At 42.3% G+C, this 14851-nt stretch carries 12 protein-coding genes; 5 read left to right on the top strand and 7 right to left on the bottom strand.

Annotated features, from left to right (window positions below; genetic code table 11):
* Window positions 1–158: 158 nt before the first annotated feature.
* The 5 genes from AO498_RS03470 to AO498_RS03450 form a co-directional block, all read right to left on the bottom strand.
* Complete coding sequence (locus AO498_RS03470; RefSeq protein WP_067543797.1) at window positions 159–788, bottom strand: low molecular weight phosphatase family protein; 630 nt, start codon at window positions 786–788, stop codon at window positions 159–161.
* 74 nt (window positions 789–862) lie between these two features.
* Window positions 863–1750: an arsenite methyltransferase gene (locus tag AO498_RS03465; RefSeq protein WP_067543796.1), complete on the bottom strand. Its 888-nt coding sequence runs from the start codon at window positions 1748–1750 to the stop codon at window positions 863–865.
* Between the two features lie 34 nt (window positions 1751–1784).
* Window positions 1785–2120: an ArsR/SmtB family transcription factor gene (locus AO498_RS03460; protein ID WP_067543794.1), complete on the bottom strand. Its 336-nt coding sequence runs from the start codon at window positions 2118–2120 to the stop codon at window positions 1785–1787.
* A 69-nt stretch (window positions 2121–2189) separates the two neighbouring features.
* The gene (locus AO498_RS03455) at window positions 2190–2603 is read right to left on the bottom strand and encodes an SRPBCC family protein (protein WP_067543792.1); all 414 of its coding nucleotides are present in this window, start codon (window positions 2601–2603) and stop codon (window positions 2190–2192) included.
* A 2-nt stretch (window positions 2604–2605) separates the two neighbouring features.
* Window positions 2606–3436, bottom strand: a complete 831-nt coding sequence (locus AO498_RS03450) for a VOC family protein (protein ID WP_067543790.1) — start codon at window positions 3434–3436, stop codon at window positions 2606–2608.
* Window positions 3437–3590: 154 nt separating this feature from the next.
* Between AO498_RS03450 and AO498_RS03445 the strand changes: the two genes are divergently transcribed.
* The gene (locus AO498_RS03445; RefSeq protein ID WP_148660179.1) at window positions 3591–4646 is read left to right on the top strand and encodes a hypothetical protein; all 1056 of its coding nucleotides are present in this window, start codon (window positions 3591–3593) and stop codon (window positions 4644–4646) included.
* On the opposite strand, the gene AO498_RS03440 is transcribed toward AO498_RS03445, so the two are convergent.
* Window positions 4643–5272: a response regulator gene (locus AO498_RS03440; RefSeq protein ID WP_067543785.1), complete on the bottom strand. Its 630-nt coding sequence runs from the start codon at window positions 5270–5272 to the stop codon at window positions 4643–4645. The two genes, AO498_RS03445 and AO498_RS03440, sit on opposite strands and share 4 nt — an antisense overlap.
* 14 nt (window positions 5273–5286) lie before the next feature.
* Window positions 5287–7275 (bottom strand): tetratricopeptide repeat-containing sensor histidine kinase, encoded by a 1989-nt coding sequence (locus AO498_RS03435; RefSeq protein WP_148660178.1) that lies wholly within the window; start codon window positions 7273–7275, stop codon window positions 5287–5289.
* A 213-nt stretch (window positions 7276–7488) separates the two neighbouring features.
* Between AO498_RS03435 and AO498_RS03430 the strand changes: the two genes are divergently transcribed.
* The 4 genes from AO498_RS03430 to ileS all read left to right on the top strand — a co-directional run bounded on the left by AO498_RS03430 (window position 7489) and on the right by ileS (window position 14843).
* Entirely contained in the window at window positions 7489–7932 is a 444-nt protein-coding gene (locus AO498_RS03430) for a DUF6252 domain-containing protein (RefSeq protein ID WP_067543781.1), read from the top strand.
* Window positions 7933–7959: 27 nt separating this feature from the next.
* On the top strand, window positions 7960–10053 hold the full coding sequence (locus AO498_RS03425) for an IPT/TIG domain-containing protein (RefSeq protein ID WP_067543779.1): 2094 nt from the start codon (window positions 7960–7962) through the stop codon (window positions 10051–10053).
* A gap of 191 nt (window positions 10054–10244) precedes the next feature.
* Window positions 10245–11291, top strand: coding sequence for a serine hydrolase domain-containing protein (locus AO498_RS03420; protein ID WP_067543777.1), 1047 nt, complete (start codon window positions 10245–10247; stop codon window positions 11289–11291).
* 180 nt (window positions 11292–11471) lie between these two features.
* A complete protein-coding gene (gene ileS, locus AO498_RS03415; RefSeq protein ID WP_067550223.1) occupies window positions 11472–14843 on the top strand; it encodes an isoleucine--tRNA ligase in 3372 nt (1123 codons plus the stop codon).
* Window positions 14844–14851: the final 8 nt, after the last annotated feature.

Genomic DNA, 14851 nt, shown 5'->3' with positions numbered 1-14851 from the left:
GGTATGAGATTTTTTGAGTCAAAAATTAAGCCAAGTGATTATCAAGCAGTTTAATATTTTGAGAAAGTAAAAGTCAGGTTCTGATTATTTTACCGAATAGATCGATGATAAAATCAACCGCATTTATCCCTTGAGCTGAAAATTAAATTGCTCGAAATTCAAATCTTATTTTTCACCTGAGAAAAAACATAAAGCATTTCAGATGCAATTTGCTGAGAACGTTCATCGTATTTGGAAGATTCCAGTTCAGTATCGTCAAAAGCCTTGGGATCTTCGTAACGAACAGGAATCCGTTGTTCCGTACCAGGGATGAATGGGCAGTTTTCATCGGCATGATCACAGGTCATCACCGCTGCAAATCGAGAGGCTTTGTTGATCGGATCATCATAGAGTTTTGAAAATGCAAGTATCGGTTCGCTATTCTCTGAATATGACAAAAGATAAATCGGATTCGAGCCATTTTCTTTGCAAGAAATCCGAAACCCACTCCGCTTCAGGGAATTGACTGCTCGTTCGTTAAAGGCCGTCACTTCTACTCCACCAGAATAACAATTTGCCGGAATGCCATATAGATCTGCAGCTGTTTTTGCCCAAATCTGTGAAAACTGACTCCTACGGGAATTGTGCGTGCAGATGAAATTGAGATTGACCTCCTCGCCTTGGTCAACTTTTTTCTGAATGTATTGGATCAGAACCTCTAAAACGGCTTTGCGGTCGGAAGAAATGGGAAGTTCATTGGCTATTTTGATAGTTTGTTCCAATTTGGGATCAAGCGTTTTTCTTTTCATGGGGAGGGCTAACTATTTTTTGAATGAAAAAGACCTGTCAGGTTTTAGAAACCTGACAGGTCTTCAGTCTGATTTTAACAACAACCAGAGCCTGGAGCGCAAGAAGAAGAAGACTGCAACTGCTCTAGACTAAGTTTCGGTTTTTTGATTTTTTCTCCCGGCTTTTCAGCATACACGGTGATACTGAAAATCCCAGTTTGCTTGGATAAGAATTGCTGAATTTCCTCTTGAGAAAGATACTTTTCCAAAATATCATCGGGCAAGGTGATGATCTTTTCTTTTTGAATTTGAATGGACTGAAATCCAGCCTGTTCAATAAACGATAAGTAATCGGATTTTTGAATCGCACCTGCCACACATCCCGCATACATTTCTGCATCCTGTCTTAAGGCCTCAGGCAAATCTCCAATCAACACGATATCTGAAATGCTGAAATGTCCTCCAGGCTTCAGTACACGGTAAATTTCACGGATGACCTTTTCTTTATTAGGTACCAGATTGAGCACACAATTGCTGACTACCACATCGGCGACCTGATCATTAACTGGCATTTGGTCGATATCACCTTCTCTAAACTCGACATTGTTGTAACCGAGCTTTTCGGCGTTTGCCCTAGCTTTTTTAATCATCGCTGGGGTAAAATCGATTCCGATCACTTTGCCCTCAGGACCAGTCTCATGTCTCGCCACAAAGCAATCATTTCCAGCGCCAGATCCCAAATCGATCACTACGTCTCCTTTTTGGATGTGAGCAAATTGGGTTGGTAAGCCACAGCCCAGCCCCAAATCCGCATCCTCCAAATACCCATCGGTTCCGGAGTAATCGTCCATCATGATGTTATATACTTTAGTGGAAGGTGAAGTCGCTCCACAGCAGGAAGCCGCATTTTCAGCTTTTCCTTGCTCAGCGATTTTCCCATAGCGCTCTCGCACTACTTCCTTCAATTTTTGTTCTTGATCCATGTTTTTTAGGTTAAGATGAATGCGTTTTTTCTATTCAGGTGCATGCGGGACTAGCACAATTGGAGTAGGAATCAAAAAAGGATTGGAAAAGGGAAGAGATTTCCTTCCAGTTTTCAGGATTGATACAATAATTGACACGATTGCCATCGATGGTTCCCTGAATAATCCCCGCATCCTTTAATTCCCGTAAGTGTTGGGAAATTGTAGCCTGAGCCAATCCAATTTCCAGCACCAAATCTCCATTAATGCAGGATTTGGTTTTAATCATATGCTCGAGAATAGCAATACGTGCAGGATGGCCGATCGCTTTAGCGAGCAGAGCCATTTTATTTTGCTCCTCGGTATATAAATGTACTTGCGTAACTCCCATGCTATTTTGTTTATTGCAATATTACGATGGATATGATTACGAGTTAGGTATTCATGAAAATTTCTAAGATTATTTTTCGCAGTATTTTTTGAAATTATTCAAAATGGCCTGCCAACCTTGACGTTGGAGCTCGACTGGATTTTGTCCTTCTGCCTCAAAAACTTCAGTTACTAGCACTTGGTCGCCTTGAGATTCAAAAATCACCTCCAATTTTCGTCCATCACCGAGGGTGCTTCGAATAATTCGATGCGGTTCTATTTCATGGTAGGTTCCCCAAAAATCAAAGCTAAAGCTCCCGTCTTTGGCAGCCATCGTGGAGTGAAATTCACCTCCAACCCTGAGGTCGATGTTGGAATCAGGACAATGCCAATCTTCTGAGGCAAAATTCCAACCTTGAATATGCTCCCCTTGGGTCCAATAGTCCCATACTTTTTGAATAGGCGCTTCCACCAGTGCCGAAATAGTTATTTCTGTCTTTTCCATTTTTAAAAAGGATTTTTAAGCTTTTCGATCAGTAATTTTTCCATGGAAAGTAGGGCTTCCATAGATTTTTTCCCGTTTTGGGGATCAGCGAGTATTTTTCCCAAATCTGCAGGTACAATTTGCCAGGAGACTCCAAACCTATCCTTTAACCAGCCACATCGTTGAAATTGCCCTCCTTCTCCCAGCTTTTCCCAGAAATAATCAATTTCAGCTTGAGAAGGACAAGTAATCACTAGTGAATTAGCAGGCGTAAAGTCATAATCATGGGATTCTGGACTGCTCATCAAGTTTAAAATAAATTGGTCAAGTTTGATTTGAGCAAATAATAAATCTTCAGAGTCAGGTAAGGGGGCCTCCATGAGCGAGCGACTGTTTGAAAAGACGTCAAAGTAAAACTCGATCGCCTCTTTTACTCGAGTCCGTTTGTCGTTCACAAATAGCAAGCAGGGAACAATCTTTTGTGGAGAACGAATCGGGTCTATATCCAATTGCCAATTGGTCCCAAAGCGATCCGTAACCCAAGCATATCTCGAACTCCAAGGATAAGAATCAAGCGGAAAAATCACCTGTCTTCCTTTTTTCAACTCCTGATATAATTCTTCAATGGAGGCCTGTTCCCCACAATAGACAAAGTAGGAGCATGCAGGAGTCTGTTGGTACATTGGCCCACCATTTAAGGCCTGAATGTGGGTACCCATCAGCTCAAATTGAAAAGTGAACTCATTTTTCCCCGTAATTCTGGATTCGGGGAATAAAGAGCAGTAAAACTCCACTGCCTCTGGAGCTTGATGATCAAACCAAAGACAGGGGTGGATGGAGCTAGAGCTGGACATAAAGAGGGTTTAACGCAATGATCAGCACAATTTAAAGGATTTTTGGTTTTACCTATTTTATCTCCGTGGCAGTACATAGATGAAACCCGCAATTTCTGGTATTCTTAGCGTTTGTTATTCTGAGGAGATTTGGAAGCCTAACCAAAAATCCATTATGAAAAGCATTTTATTAATCTTCCTATTTCTTTTTCTGGGCATTTTTCCAGGAGAAATTTTGAGCGAAAAAGACCTAAAAGTCACCAGTTTCAACAAGAAAAATCAAGGTTCCAAAGCCCCGAAAAAGGTATTTATCAGAAGTTTTAACGCCTACTTCGAAGTTTATGAAGAAGCATCTGCAAAAACTTCCGGATCAAAAAACGAGCGGGCAAACCGAACCACTTATACTTCTGGAACTTCTACTACCATGGGGGTTCAAATCCAAGGTGTGGATGTACCTGATTTTCAAAAATTGATCAATGAGGCTTACCAGAACTTTGTTAGTCAACTGAAAGGTCAAGGATATGAAATCATGACTGCAGACGAAGCAAAAAAATACGAGTATTATGCTGATTGGACAAAGAAAGAAGGAGGGGCTTCCTCTGATGCTCAGGTCGAAGGATACATTATGGTCACACCTATTGGTTATGATTATCTTGTTAAATCCGTGACCAAGGGTGGAAAAGAAAAAATGGGAGGTGGATTTGTTGATCCTACTCCTAAAATCTCCAAAGAACTGGATAACGCTTTCATCGCAGATGTAAATTTTGCATTCCCTTTTGTCATGTTGGATGCTGATGCTTCAACCTGGACCAATTCAACTTCTGTAAAAGCTACCATTGGCTACAGAATAGAACCTTCTCTAGACCCAACTGAAAATAATAGATCCATCACCAATTTCGGAGTATCCAGAATTCCTTCTCAAGTACGATTTGTGTCCGGACTGGACATTGGAAGTAATCCACTTTTCCATGCTAAGGTGGAACCAAAAAAAGCGGTTTATGCGGAAGGAGTTTTTAAAGACAAAATAATCAAAGAGGTCACCCAAGCCCAAACTGATATGTTCTCCAAAACAGGCTATTCTCAACTGGTAATGGTTTCAGGAGATCAGAAAAAAGTTGCTTCCCACTTTGCTGATTGCGATCACGATGCTTATGTCAATTTTGCTTCGGATGTAATGCAAAGTATGATTGATACGGGTGTATCTAACTTTTTGGAACTATCCAAAGATTAATTCAGTGTTGAAATCAAGTTATTTTCTATCGCAAACTTCAAAAGACCAACCAATGTGTTGGTCTTTGTTTTTTGGTAGATATTCTTCCGATGAGTTTCTACAGTTCGCTCGGAAATATGGAGTTTTTCTCCGATCTCTTTGTTCGAAAATTCTTCAAAAATCAATGTCAACACCTCTTTTTCACGATCGGTAAGGATTCGCTCATCCTCGGGAAAACGCATGCGTTGAATGAGAATTTTCTGAATTTCTAGGCTGAAATACATTCCTCCATTGCATACCTCTCGCAAAGCTTTGACAAGCTCTTCATGAGCAGACTTTTTTAATACATACCCTTCCACCCCGATCGACAAGGCTTCTTTAACTCGATAAGGCTCTTCATGCATGCTGAGAAAAATGATCTTGGTCTGAGGATATTGTTTTTTGACCTTTTGAGCAAAGGCTATTCCTCCCATTTCAGGAATAGAAATATCAGAAACAATTAAATCCACAGGCTCTGATTGAAGTAAAACCAGTGCGTCTTCCACCCTGTGAGCTGTCTGGATTTCCGAGATTCCTTCCAGATTTTGAATTAGAAATTTGAGCCCATCCAGGAGAATCCGATGATCGTCCACTAATAAAATTTTCATGGGTTAAATTTGGTTTAATTGGCTCGATGAAGATAGGGGAACGTAATCGAGAGCGATGTGCCTTGCTGACCTTCCTGAGTTAAAAGCTCTAATTTTCCACTCAGCAATTCTGTCCGAGTAGTGATATTTTTCCATCCATTTCGCTTGCTATGCTGAAAAACACCGGAATCAAACCCTTGACCATCATCTAGTATCTGGAGTCTTGCAAATCCTTCAGCCTGCGAAATAGTAACTAAAATATGCTGGGCTTTAGCGTATTTAAGCACATTGTTAATCCACTCCTGGCAGATACGAAAAAGGTTAATTTCGACAAGTTCATCCATGCGGTTGGGAAGATCTTCTGCGTCAATTTGAAGATTGACTTTCTGTCCTGCATTAATTCGATGAGACAAATCCTCCAGCGCAGCGATCAATCCAAATCGAATTAGAGTCGCGGGCATCAGATCATATACGACATTGCTGATTTCTTTTGACATTTCATCCAAGACCGAGTCGGTCCTGCTGACGAGTTCGCTTTTAAGTTCCTCCTTAGCCTGATCACTTTTCAGCTGGGACACATACATCCGAAGCGCAGAAATGTATTGCCCAAAGCCATCATGCAGGTCCTGGGCCATTCGACGGCGCTCCTGTTCTTGGGATTCGAGCGAGGCTTGAATGTAGGCTTCTTTAATTTTCAATTCCCGATCGATTAGTAAAAGTTGGCGCTTTCGTTTGTTTCGGTTTTGGTAGAATACAAATACCGCAACAATTAATATAAGCAAGAGTCCTAAAGCGATAAATGCAAAATAATTTCGCTGAAGAGTCGCATTCTGTTCTAGAATTTCGGCGTTTTGGAGGGCAATTTGATTTTCCTTTTTCTCCAAGTCGTACTTCACCTGCAGATCGGTGAGCAGTTTTACATTTTCCTGATCAAATACTTTCTTGTTGAGTTGCTCATATTCTTCGAGGTAGGCATTTCCTTTTTCAAAATCACCTTTTCGAAAATAAATCTTGGCTAAGGTGTTTTTTAAAGTGAGGGAATAATTCACCAAATCAGGATTAGCATCCAATATCCGGAGTCCACGATTGGCAAATTCTAATGCTTTGTCCGTTTGTCCTAGATGAATATGAGCAGCAGCTGCATTGCTAGTGATACTGAGTTCCATTTTAGGGTCAGGCGTAAACCCATCAGAATTATCAAGTGCAATCTCAAGCATCAAAAGTCCCTTTTCAAAGTTTTTTTGTCCAATGTAAAGACTACCCAAATTATCATGAACACGGTGAAAAAGAACCTTATTCCCCGCGATTTTAGCATTTTCGATTGCTCTTTGATAATAAGATTCTGCTTCTTTTTCTTTTCCCATTAACCGATGACAGATTCCTAAATTTGCACAAGAAATTGCGATTCCGTTTGGATCATTGAGCCGCTCCCGAATAGCCAATGCTTCTTGGTGATAGGTGATGGCTTGATCATACAATTCTAATTCCTGATTGGCCAAACCTAAATTTGAAATACTGGCGACAAAATTGGCCTCTTTGGCATCTGGATCCTTTCTGCTGATTTCAAGGGATTGTGAAAAATACTCAATAGCTGCCCGATAATCCGAAGAATTGAGTCGGTTCATCCCCAAATTGTTCAGCGATCGTTGCTCGAGCCCCTTCCACCCCTGCTTTTTACTTTCTTCAAGAATCTGCGAAAAAATAATCAGTGAGCTATCCGTCTGCTGATTGACATCATAGTAAATCCCCAGATTTTGGAGGATTTCAAAATAAATTCTCGATCTCCCAACTTCCATTTCAGCAGTATTTAAGACCTCCTGAATTTTGGTTTTTGCTCTTTCCCCTTCACTGAAGATCATCGAAAATGTAAGCTGCTGAATAGCCCGGTACCGGATCGAATCCGAAAGTTCTTGATTCTGAAAAACTTGCTCCAAACTATCCTGCTGAATTCCTTGAAAAGCCAAAGAATACCGCGTGGAAAAAATAGTAGCCAGAAGAAAAGGTAGTAGTAGTATTCGCTTCAAAGTCAAAAGATTTAATGCTCAAAGTACATGCTCCACCCAACATTTCAAATTGGAGTAGTGATTAAAGTGCAATTTTTTCAGAGTTAAATGCCAAAAAATACCCACTGGCACGGATACATAATCCCAAGTAAATGGGATTACGCAAGACCGGGTTTTCGAGCAACTTGCCTTCTAAATGCTCATTTCAATTTTCATCTTAAACACATTAAACGCATGAAATTACGATCACTACTTTTAGGCCTGTTGGCATTTGTCCTTTTTGCATGTCCTGACAAGGAGGATGAAATCCCCTCTGGATCACTCAATGTAGAAGCCACCGTGGATGGAAAATCATGGAAAGGATCCGGAAATAGCAGAATTACCGGAGTCGCTGGATTTACGGTATTTGCCATCGGTGCCGGGGCAACTGATCGATCTAATCTGGCATTTACCCTCGATGCCGAGCGAACCGGGAACTTCGATCTAACCGGAAAGGCACTTTGGACGACCTCGGATCAGGTTGTTCACAACGCCACCTCAGGAACCTTGACCATCACACAACTCGAGGGAAATAAAGTATCCGGTACTTTTTCATTTACAGCTAGCCCAATGACTGGTGGAGGCCCTTCTGTATCCATCACGAATGGCAAATTCACAGACATCAACATCGCACGATAATCTCCCTCAACAACGACTTACAATCTCATGAAAAATTTATTCTACCTAGTAGCTGTCTTCTTGCTGGTAGTATCTGGATGCAAGAAAGATCCTGAAGAACCTACACCTATCGATACTTTTGCATCGAGTGTAGATGGAACTCTTGACGGACAGACCCTAACTATTCAATCGTCCGCAATCCAATCCAGTTATTTTTTGGATCAAGGAGAAACGACAGGCTCTCTTGAAGTTGGGATTCAACTTCCCAACAGTGAACGCTTGACCTTTTTTATCGCAGAAGCAAAAGACGGTACCGTTACACTTGCCCAAGAATTTCCGGCGGTAATGGGATCAGGGTCTTATGGCTTCAGAAAAGAAGGATCCGGGGCAAATCAAAAAATTATGGTTACACCGCCCTCCTACGTCAAATACTCCAAATCCCAAAACACCTTTTTTGCGGTAAGTGGGAAAATCGTGATTAAAATTGATAGCTCAAATATGACTTTTGAGTGGGAAGTAACCTTTAAGGATATCCAAGGAAACACGTTTACCTCCAAAGGAACCGCCAAAATCAAAGACTTTAAATCAAATCAACGCCCTAGATCCCAAATCAACGTTCCAAGCTCGAACCTCAGCATCACCTCAATCAGCCCTGAATATGGACCAGCCGGTACCGAGGTGACGATCAAAGGAACGGGATTCAGTGCTTTGAAAAGTGAAAATTCACTCAAACTGGGAGAATTGGTGATCGGCGAACCAAATAGCTCTACTGCTACCGAGCTAAAAGTAAGTATTCCGGAAAATGGAACTCATGGTAAATTTTACCTCTCGGTATTGGGAGCAAATGCCGAAAGCGCCATTTTCTTCTACGCGCCTTTGATAGAATCAGTCGACAAAACTTCCGCAAAGGTGGGAGAGGAAGTGGCAATTACAGGAAAGCACTTTGACACCGATGCATCTCTCTTGGAAGTAAAAGTTGGAGACAAAGTCATGGAAATTCTTTCTTCCAGCCTCACAAAGATTAGCCTCAAAATTCCAGAAGGAACTGAGTCTGGAAAAATTTCTGTAGCCCGTAAAGGAAAGCCGTCAGTAGAAGGACCCGAACTCGCTATCACTGCTGATCCAGTCAATGAAGGCCCTCCGATTGATGAGATTTTTGAGGTTGTTTCGGGCAACTTGAGTTTTGAGGAGGTTATCATGAACAGCAATGCCTATGGCCCATTTTGGACTTTCGAAATAGATCGTGACAACCACAAGCTCTATGCTGTCGGAAGAAACGGAATTGTAGAAATTGACCTAAATTCCAAATCAAGCAAGCTGATCGTAGATGCCAACGATCAGGTGTATACCCCAGAACTCGGAACTGCTGGAGTAAGCACCATTCCTCAGGCTATTTTTCCAGACGGGAAAGGAAATTTGTATGGTGTGAAGAGTCCCTTGGCCGCGATTTTTGCTCCGACCAATATTTTCAAAATAAACCTCTCGGCTAAAAACTCAACCATGATTGGGAATACCAAAGTCAATGCGGGGGGAATATTTGCCGGTATGTATGTGTCTGATGACCGGATATATCTGACGAGAGCGCTAAATGGCTACGACTTGCTAAGCTATGATCTCACAATGGGAGACGCTCAAACGGTGGTGAATTTTCAGAGCAAACGCGCTTCTGAATTGATTCCTATGGAAGGAAACACGTTTCGTCTCATTCGTGACCAAAAGATGAGTGAATTACATTACAATCAAATTGAAGATGGGGTGGCCTCAGAATTAGTGAATTGGTCAGGACAATTGGAATCTTTCCGATCAGCTACTGGAAAACCTACCGAAATTTCAGGGATGGAATTTCTGAATGGTAACTTTATCGGAATGTTTGCCAGCCTAGATAATGAATACACCTTCGGTGTTCAAACTGGAGGAGCTGGAAATTTTGTAAAAACGGGCGAATTTATCATAAAGCAAACCTACCAGCGGAATGGGAATACCTATCCCATTTTAGCCTATGAAATTGATGATACTCTGAGAGGCAATGTGCTGGTGGTAGACAAAAACGGAGATGCTTACATCCTATTACAGACGCCTACAGATGGGCAAGGCAATTTTATCGCCGGTCCACTGGGAGGAATTTATAAAGTGAGTTTTTGAGAGTTTTATGGAGCGCATTTTTTAAAAGGAGCTATTGAAGTAGCTCCTTTTTCTATTTTAAAGTAGATATCATTTTCATTCCTCATTCATACTTCTACCTTTAAACGGTCAATGTTGGAGTCGATTCTCTAGTCGACAATTAATCAAAGGTTGGATTTCGAAAACAGCCTTACTCTGTTAACCTCCAATTCATGTCCAAGAGAATTCCATTAGTAAAAATCCTCTTCCCGCTATTTTCGATTGCTTGCACCATTTATTTCGTGCCTTGGCTCATCCTTTGGGCTTGGATTTCTCCCACTCCGGACACGATTCAAGAGCAGGTAGATATGGCCCTAAATTACAAGCTGGACGGCATCATTGTCTATGTTGATCAGGGTGGAAAAGAACCGCAATTCTATTCAGCAGGCTGGAAAGATCGGGACAAAAAAATTCCGGCCGATCCTCACTCACTTTTCAAAATCGCCAGTATTAGCAAGCTCTACATTGCAGCTGCGGCCACCAAACTCGTAGCCAATGGTCAGCTTTCTTTGGATGATACCTTGGCCAAATTGCTTCCTGAACTTGCATCTCAAATCGAGAATTCCGACCAAATCACCCTGCGCATGCTTATTCAGCATCGATCAGGCATTCCCAATTATTCAGACCAGCCAAATTATCCTTGGGACAAACCGTTTACGGAAAATCGAGAAGCACTAGAATTGATTTATGGTCTTCCGGCAGATTTTGCTCCTAATGAAGATTATGCCTACTCCAATACCAACTACCTACTGATTGGGGAGATCTTGGACAAGACTTTGGGCTATTCCCATCACGACTTTATTCGGGCTGAGATTTTAGAGCCTTTGGGTTTGAAGCGCACCTACAGTTTGCTTTCCGAAGTGAATCAGGACGAACTCATGAGCGGATATTTTGTAGGTTATCCCTTGGATATCAAGGGAAACGACTTTATCCATCCAGGAGGCTCGATGATTTCGACGGCCGAGGAAGTGGGGATTTTCCTCCGCGCCTTGATCGACGGGACCCTGCTCTCAGAAAAGGAGCAGGAAATCTACTCCTCAGTTTACGTTTATGAGCATACGGGGCTCGTACCTGGCTACCAAAGCATCGCCAAATATCATCCCGATATCGATGCGGTGGTCGTGCAGTTTGTCAATACCAATGGGGGCTATGCCTGGAATCTGCATGAGATCATTTACAATCGAGTGGTGAAGATTATTCGAAAAAATCCAACCGGATAAGATTGGATCTTTGAAAGATGAGGTAATCTAGAGGAGATTCTATCTGTAGGAAATCAAACAGGTATTTGCATTTTCTTTCCCCCAAAAGCCCAATTCTACTATCTTTGTGCCTTGTTTTGAGCAGGATGGGGACTACTCCATCCTGTTTTGTTCACCTACTTGCCCTTAAGAAAGGATCTTGTGAAAACGTATCAGGAATTTAAACAGGTGGATTACCCGCATATCGGGGAATCTGTCCTTCAGTATTGGAAAGAAAATCAAATCTTCGAAAAGTCGATTGCCAACCGGGAAGGTGCGGAAACCTTCACCTTTTTTGAAGGTCCTCCCTCCGCTAATGGTACTCCGGGCATCCACCACGTGATGGCACGGACGCTGAAGGATATTTTCTGTAGATACAAAACCTTAAGAGGCTTTCAAGTAAAGCGAAAAGGAGGATGGGATACCCACGGTCTTCCAGTTGAACTTCAAGTTGAAAAGGAACTTGGAATCACCAAAGAAGATATCGGCAAAAAAATCACGGTTGAAGAATACAATCGCAAATGCCGGGAAACGGTCATGCGCTTCAAAAATGAGTGGGATGACCTTACTGAGAAAATCGGCTATTGGGTAGATTTGGACGATCCTTACATCACTTTTGATTCGAATTACATCGAATCTTTGTGGCATTTGCTCCGAAAACTTTACGACAAAGGTCTTTTGTATAAAGGCTATACCATCCAGCCCTATTCTCCTGCGGCCGGTACTGGGCTTTCTTCTCACGAACTTAATCAGCCTGGCTGCTACCGAGACGTAAAAGACACTTCGATCACAGCGCAGTTTAAAGTCAAAGGACAGGAAAACACCTATATTTTAGCTTGGACGACCACTCCTTGGACCTTGCCTTCCAATTCAGCTTTGGCCATTGGGGAGAATTTGGATTACGTCAAAGTAAAAACCTACAACCCATATACCCACGAGCCTGTGGTGGTGGTTTTGGCAAAAGCCCGAATGGCTGCCTACCTCAATCCGAAAGCTGCTGAGTTAAAATTAGAGGAATACAAAGCGGGTGATAAATTGATTCCTTACGAAGTAATTGAGGAATTCAAGGGTAAATCCATGCTCGGTTGGGAATATGAACAGCTTTTCCCAATTGCTGGTTTGGCCTTGCCTCATCCGGCGTTTACCGTGGTGGCTGGAGATTATGTCACCACTGAGGATGGTACAGGTATCGTACACTTAGCGAAGGCTTTTGGTGCGGATGACTTTAGAACTTTGGTGCAAAACAATGTTCCAGGTGTCTTTGTAAAAGACGAATTGGGAAATGAAATCCCAGTAGTGGACAAGCAGGGGAAATTCCTCCCGGTAGTGGGAGAATACCTTGCTGCAAAAATGAAAGAGCATGAAATCTCCGCCCATAAAGAATATGGTGTGAATGATTTCTATGTGAAAAACTATACGAATGATGATGAAAATGCAGCGGATTACAAAAACACCGATGTCATTATTTCCATCATTCTGAAAAATGAAAACAAGGCCTTCAAGGTCGAAAAATACGAGCACAGCTATCCTCATTGCTGGAGAACTGACAAGCCAGTATTGTACTATCCTTTGGAAAGTTGGTTTATCAAAACCACAGCATTCAAGGACCGAATGGTGGAACTTAACAAAACCATCAATTGGAAGCCGGAAGCCACTGGTATTGGTCGATTTGGAAACTGGTTGGAAAATCTAGTGGATTGGAACCTCAGCCGGTCTCGATTCTGGGGAACACCGCTTCCGATCTGGAGAACCAGTGATGGGACGGAGGAAAAGTGTATTGGATCCATCGCGGAACTTCAAGCCGAAATTGAGAAATCAGTAGCAGCTGGCTTTATGACTCAGTCTCCTTACGAAGGAAAAGACCTTGACTTGCACCGTCCGTATGTCGATGATGTAATATTGGTTTCTGACAAAGGAGAAAAAATGTTCCGCGAGCCTGACTTGATCGACGTTTGGTTTGATTCAGGAGCGATGCCGTATGCTCAGTGGCACTATCCATTCGAAAACCAAGATATCTTCAATGCCAATTACCCTGCAGATTACATTGCGGAAGGGGTAGACCAAACTCGGGGTTGGTTCTTCACGCTTCATGCCCTTGCTGTGATGCTTTTCGATAGTGTTGCTTTCAAAAATGTAATCGCGAATGGATTGGTGTTGGATAAAAATGGCAACAAAATGTCCAAGCGTTTGGGCAATGCGATCGATCCGTTCAAAACCTTGAAAGAGTATGGTCCAGATGCATTGCGTTGGTACATGCTCAGCAATGCCAATCCTTGGGACAACCTCAAATTCAACCTGGATGGAGTTACAGAGGTCCAGAGACGATTCTTTGGAACGCTTCAGAATACCTACAATTTCTTCGCGCTTTACGCCAACTTGGATGCATTTGTCTACGACAAATCAAAGGCTGTAGCAGTAAGTGAGCGGGCAGAACTCGATCAGTGGATCATCTCAAAACTTCAGACGCTAATCGCGGAAGTTGAGGAGGCTATGGACAGCTACGATGCTACCAAAGCAACTCGCGCGATCATGAACTTTACCGTAGATCAGCTATCCAACTGGTATGTCCGATTGGCTAGAAAACGATTCTGGAGAGGGGATATGAACCCAGATAAGCAGGCTGCCTACGAAACGCTTTACGAATGCTTGCTAACCTTGACTCAATTGATGTCTTCCTTTGCTCCTTTCTATGCAGACTGGATGTACAAGAATCTCACAGAAGCAAGTGAAAGCGGCCAGGCCTCCGTTCATTTGACCGATTGGGTCTCTGCAAATGCTTCACTGATCAATGAGGAACTTGAGACAAGCATGGATTTGGCGCAAACTATTTCATCTCTTGTCCATTCGCTACGTAAGAAAGAAAAATTGAAAGTGCGTCAGCCACTTCAACGAATCTTGATCCCTGTCTTATCTGCAAAAACAAAGGCACAGATCGAGCATGTTGAAGAGCTCATCAAGACGGAAGTAAATATCAAAGCAATCGAATATCTGGATGATGCTTCTGGCATTTTGGTGAAAAATGTAAAACCAAATCTTCCTGTTTTAGGGAAAAAATTGGGACCAAAAATGCGCTTCGTAGTGGCTGAAATTAACGCTTGGGGACAGGAGCAAATTGCCCAAATCGAGCGAGAAGGCAAATATCCAGTAGTAGTAGATGGGGAAACCATTGAATTGCTTTTGGAGGAAGTATTGATTACTTCTCAGGATATTCCAGGCTGGTCGGTTGCTAGCGATCAAGGAGTAACTGTAGCCTTGGATGTCACCCTCACCGATGAACTCAAGCAAGAAGGAGTAGCAAGGGATTTGGTCAATCGAATCCAAAACCTGAGAAAAGAAATGGGCTTGGAAGTACAAGATAAAATCCAGATTCTGGTGAATGAAGGAAACGAGTTGGTATCTTCGGCACTGACTACTTTCGGATCCTATATCCAATCTGAAACCCAAGCTGTTTCTTTGGCTTCAGCCTCTCTCAGAGAAGGATCTATTCTGGATATGGATGATTTTGAATTGGTAGTTCAAGTAAGTAAGGCCTAATCCTAACG

This window comes from Algoriphagus sanaruensis (assembly GCF_001593605.1).
GTDB lineage: Bacteria > Bacteroidota > Bacteroidia > Cytophagales > Cyclobacteriaceae > Algoriphagus > Algoriphagus sanaruensis.
Note: the sequence above shows the minus strand (reverse complement) of the source record. Positions and strands in the feature narration are given on the sequence as shown.